Origin of the sequence: Nostoc edaphicum CCNP1411, assembly GCF_014023275.1 — a bacterium.
Lineage (GTDB): Bacteria > Cyanobacteriota > Cyanobacteriia > Cyanobacteriales > Nostocaceae > Nostoc > Nostoc edaphicum_A.
This window is the reverse complement of sequence record NZ_CP054698.1, coordinates 4,526,399-4,550,776: the sequence shown is the minus strand read 5'-3', so window position 1 is coordinate 4,550,776 and position 24,378 is coordinate 4,526,399. Positions and strand designations below refer to the sequence as shown.

General features: G+C 42.1%; 19 protein-coding genes, 1 tRNA gene and 1 pseudogene. 10 read left to right on the top strand and 11 right to left on the bottom strand.

Annotated elements, in window-relative coordinates; translation table 11 throughout:
• Positions 1-20 precede the first annotated feature (20 nt).
• The 5 genes from HUN01_RS21665 (at position 21) to HUN01_RS21645 (ending at position 1,716) form a co-directional block, all read left to right on the top strand.
• Positions 21-236 carry a hypothetical protein gene (locus HUN01_RS21665; protein WP_181927933.1) on the top strand — a complete coding sequence of 72 codons (216 nt, stop codon included), beginning with the start codon at positions 21-23 and terminating at the stop codon, positions 234-236.
• Positions 237-243: 7 nt separating this feature from the next.
• Positions 244-396, top strand: coding sequence for a hypothetical protein (locus tag HUN01_RS21660; protein ID WP_181927932.1), 153 nt, complete (start codon positions 244-246; stop codon positions 394-396).
• A complete protein-coding gene (locus tag HUN01_RS21655) occupies positions 365-634 on the top strand; it encodes a hypothetical protein (protein ID WP_181927931.1) in 270 nt (89 codons plus the stop codon). The genes HUN01_RS21660 and HUN01_RS21655 overlap by 32 nt, the downstream gene beginning before the upstream one ends.
• Positions 631-1,089: a type II toxin-antitoxin system VapC family toxin gene (locus tag HUN01_RS21650; protein ID WP_181927930.1), complete on the top strand. Its 459-nt coding sequence runs from the start codon at positions 631-633 to the stop codon at positions 1,087-1,089. Before HUN01_RS21655 ends, HUN01_RS21650 begins: the two co-directional genes overlap by 4 nt.
• Before the next feature lie 180 nt (positions 1,090-1,269).
• A complete protein-coding gene (locus HUN01_RS21645; protein ID WP_181927929.1) occupies positions 1,270-1,716 on the top strand; it encodes an acyl-CoA thioesterase in 447 nt (148 codons plus the stop codon).
• Here the strand turns inward: HUN01_RS21645 and HUN01_RS21640 are convergent.
• The 3 genes from HUN01_RS21640 to menA form a co-directional block, all read right to left on the bottom strand.
• Positions 1,709-3,094, bottom strand: a complete 1,386-nt coding sequence (locus tag HUN01_RS21640; RefSeq protein ID WP_181932772.1) for a 2-succinylbenzoate--CoA ligase — start codon at positions 3,092-3,094, stop codon at positions 1,709-1,711. The two genes, HUN01_RS21645 and HUN01_RS21640, sit on opposite strands and share 8 nt — an antisense overlap.
• Complete coding sequence (locus tag HUN01_RS21635) at positions 3,079-4,086, bottom strand: o-succinylbenzoate synthase (protein ID WP_181927928.1); 1,008 nt, start codon at positions 4,084-4,086, stop codon at positions 3,079-3,081. The genes HUN01_RS21640 and HUN01_RS21635 overlap by 16 nt, the downstream gene beginning before the upstream one ends.
• Positions 4,087-4,151: 65 nt before the next feature.
• The gene (gene menA / locus HUN01_RS21630; RefSeq protein ID WP_181927927.1) at positions 4,152-5,048 is read right to left on the bottom strand and encodes a 2-carboxy-1,4-naphthoquinone phytyltransferase; all 897 of its coding nucleotides are present in this window, start codon (positions 5,046-5,048) and stop codon (positions 4,152-4,154) included.
• A 310-nt stretch (positions 5,049-5,358) separates the two neighbouring features.
• On the opposite strand from menA, the gene HUN01_RS21625 reads away from it, so the two are divergent.
• Positions 5,359-6,774, top strand: a complete 1,416-nt coding sequence (locus HUN01_RS21625; RefSeq protein WP_181927926.1) for an isochorismate synthase — start codon at positions 5,359-5,361, stop codon at positions 6,772-6,774.
• A gap of 43 nt (positions 6,775-6,817) precedes the next feature.
• On the opposite strand, the gene HUN01_RS21620 is transcribed toward HUN01_RS21625, so the two are convergent.
• Both HUN01_RS21620 and HUN01_RS21615 read right to left on the bottom strand, forming a co-directional pair.
• Positions 6,818-7,768, bottom strand: a complete 951-nt coding sequence (locus HUN01_RS21620; RefSeq protein WP_181927925.1) for an L-lactate dehydrogenase — start codon at positions 7,766-7,768, stop codon at positions 6,818-6,820.
• 147 nt (positions 7,769-7,915) lie between these two features.
• Positions 7,916-9,223 (bottom strand): glutamate-5-semialdehyde dehydrogenase, encoded by a 1,308-nt coding sequence (locus HUN01_RS21615; protein WP_181927924.1) that lies wholly within the window; start codon positions 9,221-9,223, stop codon positions 7,916-7,918.
• Between the two features lie 408 nt (positions 9,224-9,631).
• Here HUN01_RS21615 and HUN01_RS21610 point away from each other — a divergent pair, with 408 nt between their 5' ends.
• A complete protein-coding gene (locus tag HUN01_RS21610; RefSeq protein WP_181927923.1) occupies positions 9,632-11,617 on the top strand; it encodes a zinc metalloprotease HtpX in 1,986 nt (661 codons plus the stop codon).
• A 179-nt stretch (positions 11,618-11,796) separates the two neighbouring features.
• Here the strand turns inward: HUN01_RS21610 and HUN01_RS21605 are convergent.
• Together HUN01_RS21605 and HUN01_RS21600 are read right to left on the bottom strand one after the other, a co-directional pair.
• A pseudogene (locus HUN01_RS21605) lies at positions 11,797-13,127 on the bottom strand (IS4 family transposase).
• Positions 13,128-13,379: 252 nt separating this feature from the next.
• A complete protein-coding gene (locus HUN01_RS21600) occupies positions 13,380-15,668 on the bottom strand; it encodes a PAS domain-containing hybrid sensor histidine kinase/response regulator (RefSeq protein WP_181927922.1) in 2,289 nt (762 codons plus the stop codon).
• 296 nt (positions 15,669-15,964) lie between these two features.
• Between HUN01_RS21600 and HUN01_RS21595 the strand changes: the two genes are divergently transcribed.
• Together HUN01_RS21595 and HUN01_RS21590 are read left to right on the top strand one after the other, a co-directional pair.
• Positions 15,965-17,434, top strand: a complete 1,470-nt coding sequence (locus HUN01_RS21595) for an aldehyde dehydrogenase family protein (RefSeq protein ID WP_181927921.1) — start codon at positions 15,965-15,967, stop codon at positions 17,432-17,434.
• Positions 17,435-17,572: 138 nt separating this feature from the next.
• Positions 17,573-18,763, top strand: coding sequence for a transporter substrate-binding domain-containing protein (locus HUN01_RS21590; protein ID WP_181927920.1), 1,191 nt, complete (start codon positions 17,573-17,575; stop codon positions 18,761-18,763).
• A 166-nt stretch (positions 18,764-18,929) separates the two neighbouring features.
• Here HUN01_RS21590 and mazG read toward each other — a convergent pair whose 3' ends face one another.
• Positions 18,930-19,754 carry a nucleoside triphosphate pyrophosphohydrolase gene (gene mazG / locus HUN01_RS21585; RefSeq protein ID WP_181927919.1) on the bottom strand — a complete coding sequence of 275 codons (825 nt, stop codon included), beginning with the start codon at positions 19,752-19,754 and terminating at the stop codon, positions 18,930-18,932.
• 51 nt (positions 19,755-19,805) lie between these two features.
• Positions 19,806-20,393, bottom strand: a complete 588-nt coding sequence (locus HUN01_RS21580; RefSeq protein ID WP_181927918.1) for a metal-binding protein — start codon at positions 20,391-20,393, stop codon at positions 19,806-19,808.
• Between the two features lie 143 nt (positions 20,394-20,536).
• Here HUN01_RS21580 and HUN01_RS21575 point away from each other — a divergent pair.
• Positions 20,537-20,609, top strand: a tRNA-Val gene (locus HUN01_RS21575).
• A 21-nt stretch (positions 20,610-20,630) separates the two neighbouring features.
• On the opposite strand, the gene HUN01_RS21570 is transcribed toward HUN01_RS21575, so the two are convergent.
• Positions 20,631-23,354, bottom strand: coding sequence for a GAF domain-containing sensor histidine kinase (locus tag HUN01_RS21570; RefSeq protein ID WP_181927917.1), 2,724 nt, complete (start codon positions 23,352-23,354; stop codon positions 20,631-20,633).
• Between the two features lie 550 nt (positions 23,355-23,904).
• The gene (locus tag HUN01_RS21565; RefSeq protein WP_181927916.1) at positions 23,905-24,375 is read right to left on the bottom strand and encodes an N-glycosidase; all 471 of its coding nucleotides are present in this window, start codon (positions 24,373-24,375) and stop codon (positions 23,905-23,907) included.
• Positions 24,376-24,378 lie beyond the last annotated feature (3 nt).

Here is a 24,378-nt window from a genome sequence, read left to right as displayed (position 1 = left end):
AAGCTACTGAGGCAATCGCAATGCTAGAAACACTAATCCCTCTAGTTGTAAATAAGTCTGTTGAAGTTGTTGTTGGAATACTGCTGGAAAAGTTTTGTAAATGGGTACTGAGTGATGCCAATATCAAAAGTGCTAACAACTTTCTGAAAATGCAGATTCTTGTACTTTATCTTGATTGGGTTTTACGAAAAACATCAATCAAAGCTCTGTTAGAGCGATCAGAAGAGAAGGATTAAGAAAGAGGTGGGTAGTAGAGATAATAAAGCGAAGCGATCGCACCCACAAACTAAAGGCGATCGCTCCCTAACTTCTCCCCTCCACTGCGATCGTGCTACCATTACCAATAAATTCGGAAGGTCAATCAATGGCTACCATTCATGCGCTCAATATACCTGATGAGTTATACGAACAACTCCAACACTTAGCTAAAGCTGAAAATAACTCAATTGATGCTCAAGTTATTACAATCTTGCAGAACGCTTTGCAGGCAAAAACACAGCCAACGGAAGAAGAAAGGCGAAAAAATGTCCCAAAACTCCTAGAGGAAATTAGTCGCCGTCGCCGCCGCTTGAATCCAGCAGACTTTGGATTACCTGATAGTACTGAATTAATTCGAGAAGACCGCGATAGATGAGCAATCCTCTTAGATGCGTGGTAGATACCAGTGTGTGCATCAAGTATTTTATTGCTGACCCACTAACTGCCAAAGTTAATCAACTCTTCGGTCATCTCGCCAATCCACAGACAGAAATTTTTGTTCCAGACCTTTTTTACATTGAGTGTGCTAACACGTTCTGGAAGTATGTCCGTGCAAGGATGTACACTGCTGCTGAGGTTCAGACAGATTTAGCTACTCTGAAAGCTTTTCCGTTGCGTGTTGTTTCAACAGCTGATTTGATGGCGGATGCAGTTACTATAAGCTTGAGTTATGGAACTTCTGCCTACGATGCTTGTTATGTCGCACTTTCACAGCAGGTAGGTGCTACTTTGCTGACTCTCGACGGTAAGCTGGTGAAAGCAATAGCCGCTTCCTCTTACAATGTTTCCTCGTTTAATGACTTTGAGGTTCCGCCGTTGGAGTCAATGTAGAAGCGATCGCCTTTCCTCACCATATATTTAACCCCAAGGCATTGAATGAGGCTAAACAAATCGATACAAATTCAGAATTGGGGAAATTAAATTTTTATCACTGACTTATCTTAGTTGCAATAAAATTAGTTTGTAAAGCAGAGCATAAACCTGCTATTTTTTAATATTCAATTGTCAAAAATGCCTTTTACTTATAACCGCACTGTTCGCTTTCAAGATACTGATGCTGCTGGGGTAGTTTATTTTGCTAATGTTTTGGGTATTTGCCATGAAGCTTATGAAGAATCTTTAGAAGCATCAAGTATTAATCTCAAAGATTTTTTTACTAATCCGTCTGTGGGGTTTCCCATTGTTCATGCTAGTGTTGATTTTTTGCGCCCTATGTTTGTTGGGGACAAGTTGCTGATTAGTTTAATTCCCCAAAAAATAGGTGTTGATAAGTTTGAAATTACTTACGAGATTAGAGTGGATGAAGTGTTAGTTGCTAAAGCTATTACTAGGCATGTTTGTATTGATGCAAGTAGTAGAAGTAAGCAGGAATTACCTGAAGAGATAATCGAATGGTTGGAAACGAACCGCAGAGACGCTGAGGGCGCAGAGAGAAGAAAGTCGAGAGAGATTATGTGATGGGATTTTGAAGGAATTCTGTAGCTATTTGCTGTAACTGTTGGCGGTTAATTTTACCTTGGGAGTTGCGGGGTAAGTTTTGCTGGGGAATCCAATATTTAGGGATTTTAAATTTGCTGAGTTTGTTTTTAAGTAAGATTTGGATTTTTAAGGCAGAGGTATTTGGTTGTTTGGGAATGTAAATCGCTGTTAAGGCTTGTCCCCAATGTTTATCTGGGATGCCGATGACACAAATATCGGCAACCATTTGAGTTGCTTGTATAGCTGATTCAATCTCTGCTGGGTAAATATTTTCCCCACCTGTTATAATTTTATCGCTGTTACGTCCGACTATATTTAAATGACCTTGAGCGTCTAAAAAGCCTAAATCATCTACTTGGAAATCAGTTTGATTTTCTCTGGTTATCGGATAGTAACCAAGAGTCAAAGATTGAGTATGAATGGTGATATTTCCGATTTGATTGGAATTTAAAATTTCGCCTTGTTGATTGCAAATAGTTACTTTTGCATGGGGAAGAATTTGACCACTGCTAATTTTACCACTCAAAAAATCATCCGGTTTGAGGGTAGCAATTTGAGAGGCGGTTTCTGTCATACCATAGGTAGGTGCTAATCGGATGTGGTGAAATCTGGCTTTTTCTAGGAGTTCGTTCCATGCTGGCGCACCTCCCAAAAGTACAGTATTAAATTGGGATAGCCATTCAGTTAATTCTGGATTTTGCAGGAGGCGTTGTAACTGTGTTGGTACTAGAGATATGAAAAATTCTGATTGTTTAATATTTAATATTTGACTAGATTCTACAGCTTTAAATGGTTGAATAGCGAGTTTACCTGCGGTAGTGAATGAGCGCATAAATTGCATTAAACCGCTAACGTGATATAACGGCAATATGCAAAAAGAATTTACTTGCTTTAGTTGAAAGTACTCTGTAAATCCTTGTACTGATGCTGTGAGAGTTTCCCAAGTATGGATGGCAAATTTAATCTGCCCCGATGAACCACCTGTAGGAATCATTATGAGTGGGCAGTGGGGAGTGGTGAGTGGGGAGTGGGGAAGTTGGGGAGTGGGAGAGTGGAGTAGTTCTCCCCAAATAATGTCTGGTTGTACTAAATCAAAGACTTGTTGCCATTCTTGTGTTCCCCAATCGGGGTTACAAATAAAAACTGGACATTTAGCTGCACAAGCAGCAATAAAACTTGCTAAAAATCGTAATGGTTCACGTTCAAATAATATGATTTTTGGTGGTGTTCCACACGCTGATATTTGTGTTAATTCTAAATATAATTCTTGAGCTATTTGATTAAATTGACGGCTGTTATAACCGATAAGCCAATCATTTTGAGCCAGGTTATTAAGACAGTCTAAAGGTCGTTCCATAAAGTTTGAAGCCATGTATCTTCTTGTTCAAAAAAATGGTCGATGCCAAAACCAATTGCTCTGTTGTTTTGGGATAATTCGGCTGCTAGTTGGAGTGCTGCAAGTCTTGCGATCGCAGTTTCAAATACTGACGAAAATACTGCATCAATTTGATACTGGTGGCAAAACTTTCTCAGACGAGATGGCGATCCAACTATCCCAGGCTTGATGACAAAAATCCCTTGCCAACCTTGTTGATGACAGTCGGCGAGTTGCCTAAGTGTGGCGACAGATTCATCTAAAGCGATCGCAGTTTCATAACTCGTACTCAATTCCAACATCTGCTGAAATTTCTCAACGGGTAGCGGTTGTTCGATAAATTCAATTTCTAGGGGTAGTTCTGGATTTGCCTTGAGATTGTCGCAAGTCCGCAGCCATAAGTTAGCTTCTTCATAGCTGAGTCCACCGTTAGCATCTAATCGCAGTTTGGTAGAGGCTGGTAAGGTGTGTATCAATAACTCAAAAATTTCTAGTTCATCAGCGATCGCATTCACACCAATTTTCCACTTAAATGTGCGATATCCCTGCTGCCATAGGGTTTTCCATTGATTTAAAGCGGCTTCCCCGGCTGGTAATAAGGCGCTGTACAAGAAGAGTGAGGATTTAGGAGTTATAAAATTATCTCCCCCACTCCCCACTCCCCACTCCCCACTCCCCATCTCACAAGCTGACTCAAAGCCAAATTGACAAGCAGGTAACTCATCTGGGATGGAGAAAATTATCTCGTCTGTAATTTCTCGTGGGAGTTGGCGACAAAAATCTAAGGCTTGTTCTAAGGTTTCGGAACCAAACCAGCTAATGGGGGCAATTTCTCCCCAGCCGACTTTACCTGATTCATCGGTAAGGCGGAGGATAATACCTTCACGAATATCCCACTTACCATGATTGGTGGTAAGCGATCGCAAAAATCTTCGCTGATATGAACGAAATTCAAATCTGTAGTCATTAGTCATTAGTCATTAGTCATTAGTTATTTTCCCTTTGTTTCAATGCCCAATGCCCAATGCCCCATGCCCAACTAAAGAATAAATCCCAGTCCGAACAGCAAGCAAGCCCAAAAATGCACGGCTACGGCGATGAATTTACAGTTACTAACTTTATCCGGCTGGTTGTGATTTTCTTGGACGTGGCGACATAATTTGACAGCGAAGGGTAAACTTACCCAACTCAGCAATGTCCAAACTGGAGAAATCCCCAATAGTACAAACAGCAAGGTAAGGGGATAAATGCTAGCAGTAAACCAAACTAGGACTTGGGCCCCTTTTTGGGTTCCGAGACGGACAATAGGCGATCGCTTACCTGCGGCTATGTCATCCTTGACTTGGTGAAAGTGTGAGCAAAATAAAATTAAGGTTGTGGCAATCCCGACAATCACTGAGGCTGCTAAACTTGTCATTGACCAAGTTTGAGTCTGGCTGTAGTAAGCTGCTTCCACTGCTAAGGGGCCAAAGGCAAAAAAGCAAAGAATCTCGCCTAAACCCTGATATCCTAAGCGAAAGGGAGGGCCTTGGTACATATAGCCCAGACCGCAGCATAGTAGAATGATGCCAATAACGGTTAGGTCATGTTGCCAAAAGGCGATCGCTAGTATGCCCAGCAACCCCAAACCTAAACACAAATTTCCTATCCAAAATATCAATGGCTTATTGCCTGTTAAGTTCACCAGAGAATGGTGCTTATTTTGATCAATACCTGTTTCGGAATCAAACACATCATTAGTGATATTTTCCCAGGCAAGAATTAAGATTGCCGCAGCTACAAAAGTAGAAAATACTACACCATTGAAAATTTTAGTTTCGGCAAATGCTACTGCTGTTCCTACCCAAATGGGCATAATGGCAACGCTATACATTGGCGGTTTAATCGCTGCCATCCATAACTTAGTGTTGGGATATAAAATTTGCTTGGTAGTCATCAGTCGTGATTAATTAAATTGCCGGAATATTACTCACACTTTAGATTTTATGATTTAAAGAGACGCTAGATATGGGCGATATACAAATAACTGTCACTTTTATGATGGCTTGTTAACCTTGTGTTGTTAACACTCACTCTCACATTGCAGTCTTAGGCTGAAACTGTCTTATCATGGTCTAGGAACACCATGAACAAAGCAAATCCTACGCTGGTGAAATGGCAACTTAATATGTTACCTGTAAAAATACGACCACGATTAATTACACTTTAGGAAGTTAACTTAAAAAAAATTTACTATCGTTAGATCCATGACAGTTTCACCATGTCGTAGTAACTTGTTTGTAAAGCGCAAAGATTTATATCAATTTCTGTTATCAGTCCAAGAAAAGTGCCTCCAAAATAATGACAAGCAAATTGTCAGTATCTCCCAAGAGATCGATTTAGTTGATCCTTTACTTGTATTGGATCAACTTACACAAGCAAATGAAATAAATTTTTACTTTGAAGACAAAGCAAAAGGAGAAGCGATCGCAGCAATTGATTCTGTAGCAAAATTACAGATTGATGGTGCAGATCGTTTTACACAAGCTGAATATTTTATCAAATCTTGTCTAAAAAATATAATTAATTTTGGTAACGCAAACCAACCTTTTTCTGGGCCTCACTTTTTTTGTTATTTCAGCTTTTTTGATAAAAACGCCCAAGTAGATTATCCATTTCCATCTGCTACCATTTTTCTTCCACGTTGGCAAGTAGCCGTAAAAAATCAGCGTTGCATATTAGTAACAAATATAATTATCAATCCAAATGTAAATATTGCAAGATTGCTGGAGAATGTACAAAATAAAATTGAATTTATCCAATCTTTAGAAAATTACTCTGCTAATATTGATTATTTTCCTAAAAACTTATATAAAAAATCTATCACGAACTCTGCCCAATTTAAACGTTCGGTAGTGTCTGCTTTGGAAAAAATTCGGTCTAGTCATTTAAGTAAGATTGTATTAGCAGATATATTAGATGTAAAGTCAAGCAATCACTTTGACTTAGTTAAATCATTAAATAATCTTAGACAAAACCATCCTAATTGTTATATTTTTTCTACAAGTAATGGCAAAGGACAAAACTTTATTGGTGCAAGTCCAGAAAGATTAATTAGTATTAATAATCAACAGTTAATTACTGATGCTTTGGCTGGTTCTGCACCACGAGGTAAAACCCCTGCTGAAGATGCAGCTAATGCCAATCGCTTACTAAATAGTGAAAAAGAAAAGCATGAACATTCACTAGTGCTTGATTTCATTACACAACGCCTATGCCAGTTAGGTTTGTTACCACAAATATTAGCACCACGGCTGCGACAATTATCTAATATCCAGCATTTATGGACACCAATAAGTGCTACAGTTCCCGCTAACATACACCCATTAAAGATTGTCGGACAATTGCATCCTACACCAGCTGTTGCTGGTGCAGCACGAGATGTTGCTTGTGCCGAAATTCGTCGTTATGAAAGCTTTGAAAGGGGTTTGTATGCTGCGCCTCTGGGTTGGATAGATTCTCAGGGAAACTGCGAGTTTATTGTGGGAATTCGTTCAGCATTAATTGATGGCGATCGCGCGAGATTGTATGCTGGTGCTGGTATCGTGGCTGGCTCCGATCCTGACAAAGAGTTTGCAGAGGTGCAACTTAAACTTCAGGCTTTACTGAAAGCGTTAGTTTAACATTCAAAAAAGGACGTTTTTAAACAGACTATTTGAGCTTATTTTAATTATCCAAAGAATTGTAAGCTTCATTCAGTTTGGTGGCTGACTCTTCTAATAAACGTTGTTCATGAGGATTTCTTGGTAACACCAGTTGGCGCTCAATACCTTGGGAACTAATGATACATGGAAGTCCAAGAACAACTTCACTACCAACCCCATAGTTAGAATCTGCTCTCACCGATACTGGAAATATCTGCTTTTCATCTCGCAGGATGGCATCAACTAACTGACAAACTACTATTGATATGCCATAGCTAGTATTTCCTTTACGTTCAGAAATGTTATAACCTCGCTTACGGGTTAACTCTGCGTACTCTTGCTGAATTTGTTCCAGCGTTGCTCCTTGTGGTATGGGAAATTCAGCTAACAAAATTCCCCCAATAAATGCACTAGACCAAACGACAAATTCACTGTCTCCATGCTCTCCAATCACATAAACATGAACGTCTTGTTTACTAACGTTCAGTCGCTTACCAAGTTGATATCTCAGTCTAGCAGTATCAAGAACGGTTCCTGAACCGAAAATTAGGTTTTCTGCTCTAGTGGAAGTAGCGATTGCAATCCGTGTTAGTACATCCACTGGATTGCTAACAATAAGTATGATTGAATTCGGTGCAACTCGATCCAATTCTTTTATTGTTGAACGCATGATCTCTGCATTATCGCTCAATATATCTAATCGGCTTTGTCCTTCTTTTTGCTGCACCCCAACAGTCACGACAATAATATCAGAATCCGCTAAATCTTCATACTGATTTGATGGTATAATCTCCATGTCTTTAAGTAGGGGAATGGTGTCTTCAATATCCCATGCTTGCCCCTCAGCTTTTGATAAAGTTCGGTCAAAAAGGACGACTGTTACACATTTACCAAGTAGCACTAAAGCATTTGCTACGTCTGCACCCACATTACCCGCACCAATAATACCGACCTTGGATATTTTGCTATTCATGCGAAATCTACTTTTTTGTAACTGGCCCGACTATAGGACTCCGATTTGATTTTTGAAAACATATTGAGACTGAAAAGCCCGTTTTATCGGGGTTTCACTTTAACTCTTGTTCAGAAATCAGACATGAGTCCTATATGTGAGAATACTTTACACTAAATCCTGATGAGTAAAAGCCTTAGCATTCTCCCCTGTGTAAGTAGCTACAATATGACCATCGCCAGTCATTTGATATTTATATGTCACTAATCCTTCCAACCCAACAGGGCCGCGGGGTGGCATTTGTTGCGTACTAATTCCTACTTCTGCACCGAAACCATAGCGGAAACCATCAGCAAAGCGGGTGGAGCAATTGTGGAATATATTGGCTGAATTTACTAGTCCAAAGAAAGTTTCAACAGACGCCGCATCTTCAGAGATAATGGCGTCGGTATGACGAGAACCATATTCGTTAATATGAGCGATCGCATCTTCTATAGAGTCTACAATCTTTATCGACAAAATAAAATCGCTGTATTCTGTTTCCCAGTCGGTTTCTGTTGCAGCTACAATGTTAGGTAAAATTTTCAAGGTGCGTTTATCACCTCTTAATTCCACATGGCGTTCTTGCAAAGCCTCAGCAACTTTTGGTAAAAATTCTGTAGCAATTGATTGATGAACTAGCAAAGTTTCAATTGCATTACAAACAGCAGGATATTGTGCTTTTGCATCGACGGTAATCGGAACTGCTTTAGAAATATCAGCGGCTTGATCTATATAAAGATGGCAAATTCCATCAGCATGACCTAGTACCGGAATACGAGTATTTTCCTGTACAAATCTGACAAAGGAATTAGAACCTCTAGGAATAATTAAATCTACATATTTATCTAATTTCAAAAGTTCTAGAGTTTCTTCTCTAGTTGTCAACAACTGCACTGCATCAGGGTTAACAGCAGTTTGAGATAATCCTTGTTTAATTGCCTTAACTATCGCTTCACAAGAACGCACTGCTTCCTTTCCACCTTTGAGGATTACACCATTTCCCGATTTGATAGCTAACGAAACAATTTGAATAGCCGCTTCTGGACGGGCTTCAAAAATAATCCCCAAAACGCCCAAAGGACAAGTGATGCGCTTCAGAATTAAGCCAGTGTCTAGTTCGCGGTGAATCTGGACTTTACCAATTGGATCGGCTAGCTTACCAACATCTCGTACTCCAGCGATCGCATCTCTTAATTTATGTTCATCCAATTGCAAGCGCTTATAAAGTGGTTGAGGAATCCCTTCGGCGGTAGCAGCTTTACAATCAGCAACATTTGCTTGTAAAATTTCATCTCTAGCTGATTCTAAAGCTTGAGCGATCGCAAAAATTGCTTGATTTTTGGACTCAGTGGAGAGAATCGCTAGCTTACTTGCAGCTTGGCGGGTTTGCCCTGCGATCGCAATTAGGGGAGAAGCTATATCAAAAATAGTCATAGTACAAATCTTTACCTTTTCCTCATCTTATCAATCTCATGTTATGTTCATCATTCGTCTTCCTCCAATCGGGTGAACCATTTGGGTAATCAATAATTACTCTGATTGGGTGAAGCAAGGCTGGGTTAAAAACATTTATTCTCTAAATATCAAACACGGACAAAGAGGTAGTAAGTTTACCGCAGCAAAAATATTATAAGTATTATTACCGTTTTTATTTGAAAACCTTAAACATGATTTATGCGTTCCCCAGGCTAGAGAGACATAGTAATATATGTTTCTCTAGTCTTTTACTTAAGTAAATATTTTATACTGCCATTAATTAAATTTTTACGAAATTGCAGTGACGATCGCTGGATCTATTGAGTATTGATAGATCAAATACCACTCCTTCAGTAGGGAGATCCTATGTCATTGCAATCTGCATTAGATGCCTTAAACCAAAAACGTTATCAAGAAGCGGTTGAATTACTCGAACAATTCTGCCGCGATTGCGCTGAACACAATTCCTCAGATTATCTTTCAGCACAGATGTGGCTGATGAAAGCCTATCAAGCCACAGGCGAAACCGAAAAAGCCAAGGCCTTGTGTCAAAAGTTAATGATAAGTGAAAACCCACAGGCTCGCAGTTGGGCAGAACAAGCTAGTCAATCCTTCCGCCAAACGCCTATAGCTAGCCAAAAAGCTGGTCGCGCCGTTACCACTGGCATGAAATTAGCGATGGGGGGAGTGGGTGGTAGTTTGGCGTTAGCTTCTGGTGTCACCATGACCTTGCTCTTTGGCATGGTGTTGGCTTTAGGTTTGAGCTTAGTATTTATTTTGGGTAACGATAATCCACTCCAAGGATTAGCGATCGCTATTGGTATTACCCTAGTTTTTAATATCGCTGCCTTTTTCATATCTCCATTCATCATGGACTTAACTCAAGGCTGGCTTTACCAAACTCGCTGGGTTGAGTTGGCAGAAGTTGAAACCCTCAGTCCAGAGACAGCTAAAGTTATTCGCCAAGCCTGTGAGCAGAAAAAGCTGAAAACGCCCCGTTTGGGAATTATTGACGACCAAAACCCCACGGCTTTTACTTATGGTTCATTACCAAACAGCGCCCGTTTAGTCGTCAGTCAGGGACTTTTCACATACCTTGATGACGATGAAATTGCTACCGTTTACGCTCACGAACTGGGGCACATCGTCCACTGGGACTTTGCAGTGATGACAGTAGCTTCTACCTTAGTGCAAATTTGTTACCTGATTTACAGTACAGCGAGAAGATTTGGGCGTGGCGGTGGCGATAGCAAAATCAAAGATGCGATGCAAACTGCTGCCCTAGTTGCTTACGTGTTTTATGTCGTTGGTACTTATCTAGTGCTGTACCTCTCACGCACACGAGAATACTTTGCCGACCACTTTGCAGCCGAAAGTACAGGTAATCCTAATGGATTGTCCCGCGCTTTGGTGAAGATTGCTTATGGGATATTAGAAGAAGGTTCGCGAACACAAGAACCCAGCCGTTTAATTGAAGGAACTCGCGCCTTGGGTATTTATGACCATAAAGCCGCCGCTTCCACAGGAACCGCTTACCGCATTGCATCCGATACCCAAAAAATTGGTCGTGTCTTTCTGTGGGATATGTTTAACCCTTGGGGCTGGTGGATGGAGTTAAATTCAACTCACCCATTGACAGGTAAACGAGTTCGTGCATTAAGCAACTATGCCGAACAATTGGGTTTACCGACTGAGTTTGATATGGGGCGAGTTATTGGAGAAGGTAAAAGTCTGAATAAAAGTAGGCTTTACGGCAACTTCTTTTTAGATGTTGTACTGTATGGTGCTGAAACAATTGGTTTCTTCGTTGGCTTGGTAATGGGTGTAATTTTGTGGTCAAGTTCTCCAAACACAGGTTTGGTAATTGGTGCGCCATTAATTGGCTTAGGGATAGGAATTCTCGTCAAAGCCTTAGTGATGTTCCCTGACTACAAGCAAGCACCAGAAACCGACATTCTCACCTTAATGTCAGACCCCTACGCCAGTCCGCTGCGTGGACAACCGGCAAAATTGGAAGGTCAACTCATTGGTCGTGGCGATGCTGGTTATAAATTTGGTTCCGATTTAAAAATTCAGGATCGTAGCGGAATGCTTTATCTGCATTACGCCTCACGCTTTGGCCCCATTGGTAATTTTCTGTTTGGGATGAAGCGAGTCCAAAGCTTGATTGGTGAACAAGTTGGAGCGGTGGGTTGGTTCCGTCGGGGTGTTGCACCTTGGATGGATTTAATTCAACTCCAGAGTGAAAACGGCACTATTGTCAACAGTTACCATCGCTTCTGGTCATTCATCCTTGGCGGTGGATCGATTATCCTGGGAGTGGTCTTGACTATGTTTTTGAGCAGCAGATAGCTGAGTTTCTAGGCTGCTGTCAAAGCATTTCTCAGTCCATCCAAGCTTTAATTTGTCAAGAGGTAGTTAGTAACTGCCTCTTTTTTTAATGCAACGTGTATACACAAGTAAAATTACCCCCCTTAATCCCCCCTTGCCAAGGGGGGAAACCGGAACATTTAGTTCCCTCCCCTTTGCAACTACCGTGTATACACAAGTCCATCCAGAGCGAGTTTCCAGCCGATAAAGATGGATTCAAATTGTCTTAAACCATGAACAAGGGTAGGCATTCCAGGAGGCCTACCAGAGGTATAACCAGACCATCCACCAAGTCGAGCAATGATCCAAGTAGCCCAGGGCAAACAACCCCGTGGATAAGGATTTTGTAATTTTTTGGTATCGCCTTCAACAGAAGATTGAAGTCCTAATAAGCATTGCTGCTGCTTTTGACAAAAGGTAAGCTCGGCAGAAAGTTGAGTATTATCGCGTCCCTCAACCATTTGTAAGGTTCGCACGGCTACGGACAAAGCAAGGATTGTTAGGCGTTGAATTGCAATACTAGACTCTAACTGAGTCGCTTCGATATTCAATCCAGCTTTTTTGAGAGTGGCAAAAAGTTGTTCAATCTTCCATCGCCATCCGTACCACTTAATGACTCGCAGTGCCTGTTCCAAGCAGACAACAACGTGAGTTGTCAGCAACCGCCAATGAATCGGTTCTTGTCCTGCGGGTGGTTGGACTTCCAGAGCTTCAACAGCAAAAAGGGTAACACTAGGAGGATAGCCAAAAACGCCTAATTTATCGGGGCGTTGAATCTCAACTTGTCCACAACGAACAATAAGCATTGCTTCTCTTGGCATTCGCTTTCGACGTGAGTCTGCGGGAACGTTAATTATATAAGTACCTTCACAAGGCTGCTGACTTAAGTAGTCGAATAGTGATTCAGACCGCCCTAACAATCGACGATCTTGGCAAGCTCTTATCAGTAAATGATTGTTTTTATTGGGTACAGTTGCAAATTCCTCAAATAAATCCGATTCGCGGTCGCCAATATGAGTTACCATTTTTGCTCCACCCACTTCAAAGCATCGCTTACTACTTTCTGCCGATGCTAACCATTTGTAAGATTCTTTCTCCTCAATTGGTAAATTTTGATAGTCACGAGTTATGTTTATCTGCATGGTTTATAGCTCGGCTCCACAGTTTTACTGTGCTTAACCCCAGTGGAAATCCACTCTCACCATCTAATACCAATGTTGGATGGATATAAAACCCGACATCTGTGTTATTGCCTACTACTCCCTAATCCTGGCGGTGACAGCCTACCTGCATGAGACTGCAAGTTAATCTCGCTAGTATCGCTAATCGCTAATACGTGTCGTTTTGCCAGATGAAACTCGCAATCATCCGAAAGGCTACGTACTAGTTCTGATAGTGTTACGTTTTCATTCTCCAAAAACCGATAATAACCCATCTGTTCTGCCCAATTTCGACTTATTTGCCGGATATTTATCGATTGGTGCTTACGAATCGCCTCGTATAATGCTGCCCCCTTTTTATCAGCCTTGGGTCTCCAAATGCCGTTCCTGGTGTCGTCGAAGCGTGAATTAAGATTGGATTATCCATAGTTTTTGCTTCTCAAAAATCCTCTGCACCTACTTTACATCCGACTTGTGTATACACGGTAGCCCCTTTGCAAGGGGAGGGTTAGGGTGGGGTAAAAACCTGGTTTTGCATTTGTTGATTCGGGGTTCGCATTTGCTACCAAAAGCTTAATTGTGCATTAAACTTGTTTGCTGCCTTTAACCAGATTTGCTACCACTGTCACCAACTTTTCTGGCTCGATTGGCTTGGATACATGCACTTGAAATCCAGCTTGCAGAGCGAGTCTGCGTTCTTCATCTCTAGCAAATGCCGTTAGCGCTACAGCTGGAATCTTCGCCCCTTGCTCTGCTTCCTGCGCCCGTACTTTGCGAATCAGAGAATAACCATCCTCATCTGGCATTCCGATATCACTGATTAGAATATGTGGTCTTAATCGTCCTAACGCTTCCAGGGCTTCACCTACTGAGCTAACCGCCCTCACCTGCGCTCCAGACTGTTCAAGAACGAAGGCAATTAACTCACGCGTATCGGCATTGTCATCTACAACAAGTACTTGCAAGCTGTCTAGCACTAAGAGGTTATCGACTTTTACTTCACTTTCTTTAATTAGCTGCTCTGGTTGAGGTTCTAATAAAGGTAACAGCACTGTAAATGTTGCTCCCTTCCCTTCCCCCTCGCTAACTGCATAGACTATGCCTGAGTGCATTTCTACTAAGTGGTGCACAATTGCTAACCCCAGCCCCAAACCACCATCTGCTCTAGTCGTTGTGCTATCAGCTTGACGGAAGCGCTCAAAGATATAAGGTAGAAAGTCAGCACTAATTCCCTTACCTGTGTCAGAGATAGTTATCTGGGCATTTAAGTTTACCTGTTCCAGATGTACTTCAACTCGTCCCCCGCTAGGTGTGAACTTGACGGCATTAGAGAGCAAATTCCAGAAAACTTGCTGGAGGCGTTCTGCATCACCCATAACCTGACCAACTGAGGAGTCAAGATTAGACTCAACTTGAATATCCTTAATTTCAGATGTGGGATGTACAGCTTCAATTGCCGCCTGAATTACAGTTACAAGGTCAACTTTACAGATATTTAGGCGGATTTGTCCTTGGACAATGCGTGATATATCCAGGATATCTTCAATCAGTTTTCTTTGAAGTTTGGCATTCCGTTCGATTGTCGCCAGTGCCTTAAAGGTAATTGCCTCGTCCAATTTTCGATTACGTATTATTTGAACCCAACCCAACATAGAATTGAGAGGTGTACGAAGTTCGTGGGAAACGATCGCTAAAAACTCTTCTTTAATGCGGTTAGCTTCCTGGGCTTGTCGATAAAGCTGGGCATTTTCAATGGCGAACGCTGCCCGTTGAGCAAGTTCTTCAGCCATTTCTAGGTCTACGATAGTGTAATGGCGTCCTGGTTGTGCAGATGCAAATAGAATTGTCCCCAGCTTGCGTTTACGCACCAACAGCGGCACAACGATATGAGACTTAAGTTGGAGTTGGCGCAGCAGACTGAGGTGTTCCTCGTTCGATGCTTTTTTCTCTAATGAAGACTCAAGAATATTTGTAACTAATTCCGGCTTACCAGTCCGTAAAACCTTTGGTGGGCCATAATCAGCATCAACAGGAATTGGATAGCGTTGTTGGAGTTCTCGTGCTAGTGCTTCTTTCGTCGGTTCAGATGCAGCGATGACTGGGTTACTGAAAACTGCCAAATTATTTTCAACGACATCCACAATACACCAATCGGCGAGGGTAGGCACTGCCAATTGCGCGACGCTGGTGAGGGTAGTACGGTAATCCAAGGAAGATACCAATACACGACTTGCTTCAGCCAAAAAATTAGAGCGCCTCTCTGCTGCTTGGGCTGCAATCCGGGCGGCTTGCTCATTGGCAAATAACTGCTCGCGCTGCAACTCTAAATGCCTACGCTGGCTAATGTCGCGCATTAGCCAGCGTAGAGCAACTGGCTTACCTTTTTCGTTACGGACGGTAACTACTGTCAAAGCAACATCAAAACAGATTTTTTCTCGTGGTTGTAAACACACTTCCCATTCTCCACCTCGGTCTAGGTGCTGCAACTGAATTAGGTAATTAAAAAAAGGTTGATGATCTGACTGGGCGATGAAACTAAGCAGCGGTTTGCCAACCAAAAATCGCTGTAAAACATTGAGATGTATGGTTGCAGTACGATTAGCTTCGAGGATAGTGCCGAATGTATCAGTTACCAAGTAACCATCAGGTGCAAAATCAAATAATTCTTGGTAGCGCTGACGCTCCTTCTCTACTACGATTCGTGTTGCTTGTAGTTCCTCGGAGGCTATTTTTAGTTCCTCCAAAGAAATTTGAAGTTCTTCAAAAGCTTCTGCGGTTAGCTCTTGTTGCGAGTATCCCTCACTTGCACTACTTTGCAGTAATCTTGTCACCCGTGAGCGCAATGTCTCTATTTGTTGACTAAAATCATTCATATTGCTCACTTTGCTAAGACATAACAATCGCACGTGAGATAGAAAATCAAGCAACTATAAGCCCAACTGTACGCTAAAAGCTGATCTCAAAACTATTGCTCAAACATAGAGGTTTGTCTTGCCAACGCGACTTCTACAAAGTGAATTAGACACAATATAGTTATCTCAACCTCTAACTATTATCCTAGAATAAAGAATTGATAAAGAAATCCATCTAGAGTGCTGTGCAGCAACAAACATAATAAGTAGATTTAAGCGATTTAAGCAAATTTTTTTTATAGCTTAAGGAGGGCCTGATGGTTACAGCAACAGTAGCAGGACAACAGGTCAAAATTGGCCCAACCAGGTTGCTGATTAACAATGAGTGGGTAAATAGTGTCAGCGATCGCCGATTTGAAACAATCAACCCGACTACAGGTGAGGTAATCTGCGAAGTCTCAGAAGCAGACGCCCCAGATGTAGATAACGCAGTACAAGCGGCCCGCAACGCCTTCAATAGTGGGGAATGGAGAAAGATATCTGCTACCCGGCGCGGCGAGTTGCTTTACAAGCTAGCTGACTTAATTGAGCAGAATATCGATGAGTTGGCGCAGCTAGAAACTCTCGACAACGGCAAACCATTACAAGATTCATTAGGTGATTTGGGTCTAGTCATCGCCTGCTATCGTTACTATGCAGGTTGGGCAGACAAAGTACAAGGCAAAACTATTCCGATTAACGGCCCATACTTCTGCTACACTCGCCATGAACCTGTGGGTGTAGTTGGTCAAATTATCCCCTGGAATTTTCCCTTATTGATGCAGGCGTGGAAGCTAGCACCAGCTTTAGCAACTGGTAATACTGTAGTTCTAAAAACAGCGGAACAAACACCATTATCAGCGCTGCGGGTAGGTGAGTTAATTATTGAAGCTGGTTTTCCCCCTGGTGTGGTGAATATTTTATCAGGATATGGTCCAACCGCCGGGGCTGCGATCGCTCGTCACATGGATATTGACAAAGTGGCATTTACTGGTTCCACTGAAGTCGGTCATCTAATTATGGAAGCGGCGGCCAAAAGTAATCTGAAGCGCGTCACATTAGAACTTGGTGGTAAGAGTCCTAACATTGTCTTTGCCGATGCTGATATGGATGCAGCGATCGCAGGTTCCCACGATGCCATATTCTTTAACCAAGGGCAGTGCTGTTGTGCTGGTTCGCGGCTATTTGTCGAAGAAAAATGCTACGACGAGTTCGTTGCTAGAACTGTAGAAAGAGCAAAATTGCGGGTTGTCGGTAATCCTTTCGATGCAAACACAGAACAAGGGCCGCAAGTAGACAAAGACCAATTCGATCGAGTGATGAGCTATATCGAATCTGGAATGCGCGAAGGTGCACAGATGCTATGTGGCGGTAATCGAGTCGGCGACAAGGGTTATTTTATCGCCCCCACAGTCTTTGCAGATGTCCGCGATGACATGAAGATTGCTCAAGAAGAAATCTTTGGCCCAGTGATGAGCATCATCAAATTCAAAGATATCGACGAAGTAATTCAACGGGCGAATGCCACCATGTACGGACTCGCCGCTGCGGTTTGGACTCAGGATATCACCAAGGCTCATGCGATCGCGAATAATCTCCGAGCAGGTACGGTGTGGGTAAACTGCTACGACGTATTTGATGCTGCTGCACCCTTTGGTGGATTTAAGCAGTCTGGTATTGGTCGAGAACTCGGCGAATATGGCTTGCAGCAATATACCGAAGTTAAGACCGTTACCATCAAATTGTAGTTCGACTTGAATCTAGCTTTAACCATGTTCATCCCCCTAAATCTGAAAAAAATCAGTTTTAGGGGGATGATAATTGTGATATTTGATATGGGGTGGGCATGATAAATAGATTATGCATACAACCCCAAAACAATTCTGATGATAAATGCGATCGCTACTAGATTTCGGCAACTTATAGCTGGGAGAAAAAGCCCAATTGGCAGATATGACCGGAAAAACAAAATCAGGCGTTCCTTAGCACTGTATACCTGCATAGGATTAATAAGTGGAATTCTGGCATTGTTATTAATGACATCCCCAGGACTAGCCCAAAAACCACAACTCCAACAACCTTTATTAGTAGCTACACGAGTTATACCGCCCTTTGTGCTACCAAACAAAGGTGAACTATCAGGATTCAGTATCGACCTCTGGCGCAATATCGCTAACCAAATAGGTGTAGAGTCTAAATTTATTGAATATTCCTCTGTACCGGAACTGCTTTCTGCTATTAAGGAAAACAAAGCTAATTTAGGGATTTCAGCTATTTCGATTACAGCCGAACGCCAGGAGAGTTTTGATTTCTCATTACCCATTTTTGCTGGGGGGCTGCAAATCATGGTAAGAAACTCAGAAACCAACGACAATGCCTTCCCAAATATTTTGCAATTGTTTTTCTCAGCTAGCCTGTTGCAGGTAATAGGCGTTGCCCTAGTGCTAATTGTTGTAGCAGCCCATATTATTTGGTTATCTGAGCGCAATCATAAAGATGGGATGATTCCCAAATCATACTTTCCTGGCATTTTCAAAGCCTGTTGGTGGTCAGCTGCCACATTAGCCACCCAAGCTGATGAAATGCCCAAGGGAGTACTGGGACGCTTAGTAGGTATTATCTGGATGTTCATTGGAGTACTTTTTGCCGCCTACTTTACAGCCAGCGCTACTACCTCATTGACAGTACAACAGCTTCAGGGCGATATCAGGAGTATAGACGATTTACCTGGCAAGGTAGTGGCCACAACTGCGGGCAGCACAGCGGCCACATATATGCGAGAACATAAGATTTCAGTTCTAGAAGTTAACAAGATTGAGCAAGCTTACAATGCTCTGCAAACCAAAAAAGCTGATGCCGTGGTGTTTGATGCGCCTGTACTTCTTTTCTATGCTGCTAATGAAGGCAAAGGGAAAGTACAGATTGTTGGCAGTATCTTACGTGAAGAAAGCTACGGCATCATTCTGCCCAACAACAGTCCCTACCGCAAACCAATTAATCAAGCTCTACTAAATCTTAAAGAAAATGGCACTTATCAATCGCTATATGATAAGTGGTTCGATGCTGAAAAATCTTGAAGAAGGAAGTGGGGAATGGGGAGTGGGGAATAGGGAATGGGGAATGGGGAATGGGGAATAGGGAATGGGGAATGGGGAATGGGGAATGGGGAATGGGGAAGAGTTTTCCCACTATCCCCCTGCATCTCTGCTTCTTTTCAATGCCCAATGCCCAATGCCCCATTCCCTACTCCCCACTCCCTTCTTGGGCAAGTTGAGCTTTTGCTTGTTGCCAAAGAGTTTCTAACTCATTCAAACTGTAATCAGAAAGGGGGCGGTCAACAACCGCCTCCATTTTTTCTAATCGCTGCACAAATCGCTTATTTGTGCCTTGCAAAGCATCGCTAGGATCAAGATCATGCCAACGGGCTAGCTGAATAACTGCAAACAGTAAATCACCTAACTCTGCTTGTTGTCGTTCTGGTGTTTCCTCCGCTAAAGCCTGTTGAAACTCCCCTAACTCCTCATGAAACTTATCCCAAACGCCTTGAATATTTTCCCATTCAAACCCAATAGCCGCAGCCTTTTGGGAAATCTTCATTGCTGCCGTCAATGGGGGAAGAGTACGTCCATAACGAGCGAGTTTAGCACTAAATTTTTGGGCGTCTGGAGATGCTTCACCCTTTTCCGCAGCTTTAATTTGTTCCCAATTTTGCCGCACCTCATCCACACTCGCCACCGACACATCACCAAACACATGGGGATGACGGCGAATCAACTTTTGGGAAATCCCCTGAGTTATTTCTTTCAAAGAAAATTGCCCAGATTCGCTAGCGATTTGGGCCTGCAATACCACCTGTAATAATAAATCGCCTAACTCCTCTGCGATCGCACCTTTATCCCCACTCTTAATCGCATCCACCACCTCATAAGCTTCCTCAATCACATAAGGTGTAAGCGTTTCGGAAGTTTGAGCCAAATCCCAAGGACAACCACCATCAGGCGATCGCAACTTCGCCACCACCTCAATCAATTCCTGCAACGCCATCAAAGTCTCATTTTTTTCTTCCATACCTCTGCGTACCTCTGCGCTTCCCTTAGCGTTCCTTTGCGTTTAAAAAAATTATTTCTTTACTCTCGGTCGACGACTACCACTCCTCACTTTCCGCCTCTTAATTTTGCCACTAGGAAGCAACCCCCGAACCCCCTGCTTTTTAAACCGCTTATAAGCCGAACCGCCCCAATCGCTGAGAGAATGACTCATCGCACCGAGTTCCAACCCCAAAAAGAGGGCAATATATTCAGTATCGTATTGCACGAGCGATCGCCCCACAGTTCGACCCAAATGCTGCCAAGTAAAACTCAGATTCCACAACCTTTCAGCAATTACCAAAACGAAAATTGCCACAATAGCAAGCAAGCAGCCAAGATAAAGTATCCGCAAAATCGTGCCAATAATCGGCCCGTGGGATAAAAAAGAACGATGACGCAGACTTCTTTGATAAGGTAGCCAAATCCAGCGCAAGAAACCCCAGCGTTGAAATTGCACAGAATAGATATCCAAATCGGGGCCAAACATCAGCCCACCAAATAGAAATCCGCCTGCAACCAACAAAGTCGCATTGCTACTGCGAGTCTGCCAGAAAGTAACGCCCGCCACAAATGGCAGAGCATACATAGTAATGCGATCGTGCGTCCGACCAGAGGGCATCCTAATTCCTGTTAGCGATAGCGGGGCGTTGAGCCAGTGCTGAATAACTGAATACTGAGTAAGTATAAGAGAAAAAAAGATTTTCTGAAAAAGACTAGCGCAATGGGAAATGTTTTGCTATATTAATTAAGGATTAGTCAAAAGGGCGGTTAGCTCAGTTGGTAGAGCGCCTGCCTTACAAGCAGGATGTCATCAGTTCGAGTCTGGTACTGCCCATTAAGTAACATCCATCTACCTTCAGCCATTTATTTTGGCTGGAGGCTTGATAGGAATCTCAATCCAGAACTCTGTACCTTTCCCAGGTTCTGAAATGCACTCCATTATTCCCCCATGTTTTTCGACAATAATCTGATAGCTGATTGCTAGTCCTAATCCTGTGCCCTTGCCCACAGGCTTAGTAGTGTAAAACGGATCAAAAACTCGCTTTTTCACCTCTTCAGTCATTCCGGGCCCATTGTCGCTAATACGAATCAACAGACGAGAGTTATCTGCTGAGACTTTAGTAGAAATCCGGATAGTGGGTATTCGGCATAGGTTCTTCTCTTTGTCATCAGTCCCCATTACCAGGGCATCTATGGCATTGCTGAAAATATTCATAAATACCTGATTCATTTGGCCCGCATAGCATTCCACGTGTGGGATGTTGCCATAGTCTTTGATTACCTCAATGCGTGGAAATTCAGCATTTCCTTTCAACCGATGTTGCAAAATTAATAAGGTATTGTTAATCCCTTCATGCAGGTCAGCCCGCTTATTTTCAGCCTCATCCAACCGAGAAAAATTGCGTAACGACAGCACTATTGAGCGGATGCGCTCGGTTCCCACTTGCATTGAGGTCATAATTTTTGGGAAATCTTCTACCAAAAATTCAAAATCGATTGCTTTGATCGCAGCTTGGATTTCACTATGGGGATGGGGATAGTGTAGCTGGTAGAGACGTAAAATTTCTAGCAGTTGTTCGGTGTAGTCACTGGCGTGGCACAGGTTCCCGTAGATAAAGTTAACAGGATTGTTGATTTCGTGAGCGATACCTGCTACCAACTGTCCTAAGCCGGACATTTTTTCGGTGTGAATTAATCTTGTCTGTGTTTCTTGGAGTTGATGTAGGGTATGCTCTAACTGGGCAGCTTGATTTCTGGCTTCAATTTCGGCATCAGAGGTTTGTTCGTAGAGTTGGGCTTGTTGAATGGCGATCGCAGCCTGATCTCCTAGCTGTTGTAATAAATCAATTTCTGCATCTTGCCAATTTCTGGGAGCCTCACATTCATGGGCAATTATTAAGCCCCATAGTTCAATACCTATATTTATCGGAACTATTAAGTTTGCTTGCACTTGTAAACTCTGCAAAAACTCTCGATGACAATCACTTAAAGAAGCTGTTGAAACGTTGTTAATTGCCCGTACCCTACCCTGACAGTATAGACGTGCATACTCATTAGGAAAGCATTCAGGTGGTGCATTCACTCCCAAAACTGACTGCCAATTGCCATTAATCTCTTCCACAATCACCGATTTACTCTTCAGTTGTAAAATCAGCACCCGATCTGAATTTAGCAGGGGACGGACTTCCCGAACGATAGTTTGCAGAGTTGTCTGCAAATCTAATGTGCGGCGAATCTGTTCGGTGACTTGCTTGAGTAGTTTAGTAAGCAATAATGATTTTTCGAGTTCAGCAGTTTGCTCTTGCACACGCACTTCTAGATTGGCATTCAGAGCTTGTACGTGTTTGTACATTTGCTGCTGCTGAATTGCCATTGAGAAATGATCGTATAAGGCTTGCGCCAATAACATATCTTCCGGCTTCCACTCAGGTGCTTGCCCCTTTTTTTGCTCTCGCCAAACCTCAAATGAAAGTTTGGGTAGCAGTTGTCGGCGATTTTGTTCACATTGTCCGGCCCACAAGATTTCCGTTTCAAATTCAGCGCGAAAAATACTTAATACACCGATAAATTTTTCGCGGTAATGTAAGGGAATCACCATAAGTCCACGAATTTCAGTAGAACGGAATGCTAAAGCCAAAACTCGCAAACGTGGTTCTTTATAGAGGTCAGGTGTTGTCCAAATATTACCTTGTTGAAACTCAGCCATCCAGTTTTGCCATAAGGGATGCTGTTCGATAATACTGTTATCTAACTCGTAGGGAAGTGTCGGTTGATCGCCCCAGGTGTATAGTTCCCGACTCTCTTGAATGTAAAGTCTGCCACCTACTCCATTGAAGGCAGTAATAACTTCTTCTAACGCTCCTTGTAATTGGATTGTCGGTAGTTTATGTAATAGTGTGGTAATTCGGTTAATAGTAGCTTCTCGCTCTTGCTTGGCATGGGCTTCAGTGAGTAGATTACTTTGAGCGATCGCGATCGCTACCTGGTCAGCAACTTGTTGCAATACTTTCAGTTCCCGCTTTAAAATCTTTCGCGGTTCACTGTGGTGAGATACCAATAATCCCCACAATTTAGGCTTTGCCGATTGTTCTTGTAGATCGGAATGTAAAATTGGCACAACCAACGATGACTGCACGCCCATTGCCTGTAGGTATTGAATATGGCATGGGTCTACTTGCCGATAGTAGATATTAGTTTGGAGACGTTTGCCAGTTTCTTTTGACTGTAGAGGCGATAACCCTGTCTTACGATTAGCCACATCGACAATCACGCGTTGTCCGGCTAACAGAAACATGTCTCTAGCTGCTTCTGGAATATCATGAACTGGGAAACGTAACCCCAATAAAGATGGCAGACGCTGTTCATGGATAGATTCAGCAATGACTTCACCACTACCATCAGCATCAAAGCGATACACCTTTACCCGATCTGCACCCAAAAACAAACGCACTTCGCTAACGGTAGTTGTTAATATCTCTTGGAGGTCGAGCGATCGCCTGATCTGTTTTGTCATTCGGTGCAGTAAACCTTCTTGGTATAAGCTTTGCTGCGACTCGTTTGGTTTATCGGTAAATGTCATTATCTATATACACTATGACTGAAGTATATTTTTTTACAATTGTCTCTGATCAGAATTTTCAACTTACAATGCTTTGATTTTCATCCCATTTCGCGACATATTTGCTAAAAATAGGTTGCTAGAGGTATATATCTGTTGCAAAGGTTTTTTCAATGGTATTCAAATATACTTGATATGTATTAGATGTTTTGTTTTATACCGTAGATTTATAAAGTTATTTAGGAAAATCTCAAAGCATTTTGAATATCATTAAATACTTTCCAAACATCCTCATAAGTCTAAAGTTGAGAAAATCTTATTCATAGACACTTATTAATTTTATATTTTTAATCATCAAACTATTTCAGTGATATCACCCAACTTGATGCCTTCATAATTGCTTTGAAATAAAAATATTTTTTACCACTTTTAGTCATTAATTCAATTAATTAAAATTTTCAAAATAAATAACTAAATTATTGGCAACTTTTTATAATATTTTTGACTGGGGAATTTTACTATTCCCCGTTTAATTGCTGATTTTATGTTGAACGTAACTATTTTGATTAAATTATTCGTAAATTACCGTTAAAGATAGTAAATTACGAATTTCTTCACGTACACTCATGAGAGTTTTACCGAGATGATTTTGTCCGGCTTTATTAGCACCACAGCCCCAGAAAGAATCGGTTGGAGAATTTTCAACCAAAATCTCATCACCTGTCCTCAGAAGAACTTCTCTAATATCAGCATGGGTGAGAAACTTTTTGAGTACAGCTTCTCGCATAATTTGAGTTTTAACTAAATCCCAGTCTCGACGGAGTTGGCGATCGCTACATCTTCCCAAAGCAGCAGCTTCTTCTGGTGTGGCGGCAGCATGGATGATAGGTATAATTACTGCATCCCTGCTGGCTACAAACTTTTGTGCTTGATAATAATGCTCAACCGTTGGCCAATAAGTACCCTGGATGTGGATTCCGTGGGGAGAAAAGTTAGAAAAACAGCCATAAGGCTGCCAAACCTTATAAAAGTAAATGGTCATTTG

What these genes read in the sequence shown, in the direction of transcription:
- HUN01_RS21665 (WP_181927933.1), top strand. Translation starts at nt 21, where the DNA reads ATGCTAGAAACACTAATCCCTCTAGTTGTAAATAAGTCTGTTGAAGTT.
- HUN01_RS21655 (WP_181927931.1), top strand. Translation starts at nt 365, where the DNA reads ATGGCTACCATTCATGCGCTCAATATACCTGATGAGTTATACGAACAA.
- HUN01_RS21650 (WP_181927930.1), top strand. Translation starts at nt 631, where the DNA reads ATGAGCAATCCTCTTAGATGCGTGGTAGATACCAGTGTGTGCATCAAG.
- HUN01_RS21645 (WP_181927929.1), top strand. Translation starts at nt 1,270, where the DNA reads ATGCCTTTTACTTATAACCGCACTGTTCGCTTTCAAGATACTGATGCT.
- HUN01_RS21640 (WP_181932772.1), bottom strand. Translation starts at nt 3,094, where the DNA reads ATGGAACGACCTTTAGACTGTCTTAATAACCTGGCTCAAAATGATTGG.
- HUN01_RS21635 (WP_181927928.1), bottom strand. Translation starts at nt 4,086, where the DNA reads ATGACTAATGACTACAGATTTGAATTTCGTTCATATCAGCGAAGATTT.
- menA (WP_181927927.1), bottom strand. Translation starts at nt 5,048, where the DNA reads ATGACTACCAAGCAAATTTTATATCCCAACACTAAGTTATGGATGGCA.
- HUN01_RS21625 (WP_181927926.1), top strand. Translation starts at nt 5,359, where the DNA reads ATGACAGTTTCACCATGTCGTAGTAACTTGTTTGTAAAGCGCAAAGAT.
- HUN01_RS21620 (WP_181927925.1), bottom strand. Translation starts at nt 7,768, where the DNA reads ATGAATAGCAAAATATCCAAGGTCGGTATTATTGGTGCGGGTAATGTG.
- HUN01_RS21615 (WP_181927924.1), bottom strand. Translation starts at nt 9,223, where the DNA reads ATGACTATTTTTGATATAGCTTCTCCCCTAATTGCGATCGCAGGGCAA.
- HUN01_RS21610 (WP_181927923.1), top strand. Translation starts at nt 9,632, where the DNA reads ATGTCATTGCAATCTGCATTAGATGCCTTAAACCAAAAACGTTATCAA.
- HUN01_RS21600 (WP_181927922.1), bottom strand. Translation starts at nt 15,668, where the DNA reads ATGAATGATTTTAGTCAACAAATAGAGACATTGCGCTCACGGGTGACA.
- HUN01_RS21595 (WP_181927921.1), top strand. Translation starts at nt 15,965, where the DNA reads ATGGTTACAGCAACAGTAGCAGGACAACAGGTCAAAATTGGCCCAACC.
- HUN01_RS21590 (WP_181927920.1), top strand. Translation starts at nt 17,573, where the DNA reads ATGATAAATGCGATCGCTACTAGATTTCGGCAACTTATAGCTGGGAGA.
- mazG (WP_181927919.1), bottom strand. Translation starts at nt 19,754, where the DNA reads ATGGAAGAAAAAAATGAGACTTTGATGGCGTTGCAGGAATTGATTGAG.
- HUN01_RS21580 (WP_181927918.1), bottom strand. Translation starts at nt 20,393, where the DNA reads ATGCCCTCTGGTCGGACGCACGATCGCATTACTATGTATGCTCTGCCA.
- HUN01_RS21570 (WP_181927917.1), bottom strand. Translation starts at nt 23,354, where the DNA reads ATGACATTTACCGATAAACCAAACGAGTCGCAGCAAAGCTTATACCAA.
- HUN01_RS21565 (WP_181927916.1), bottom strand. Translation starts at nt 24,375, where the DNA reads ATGACCATTTACTTTTATAAGGTTTGGCAGCCTTATGGCTGTTTTTCT.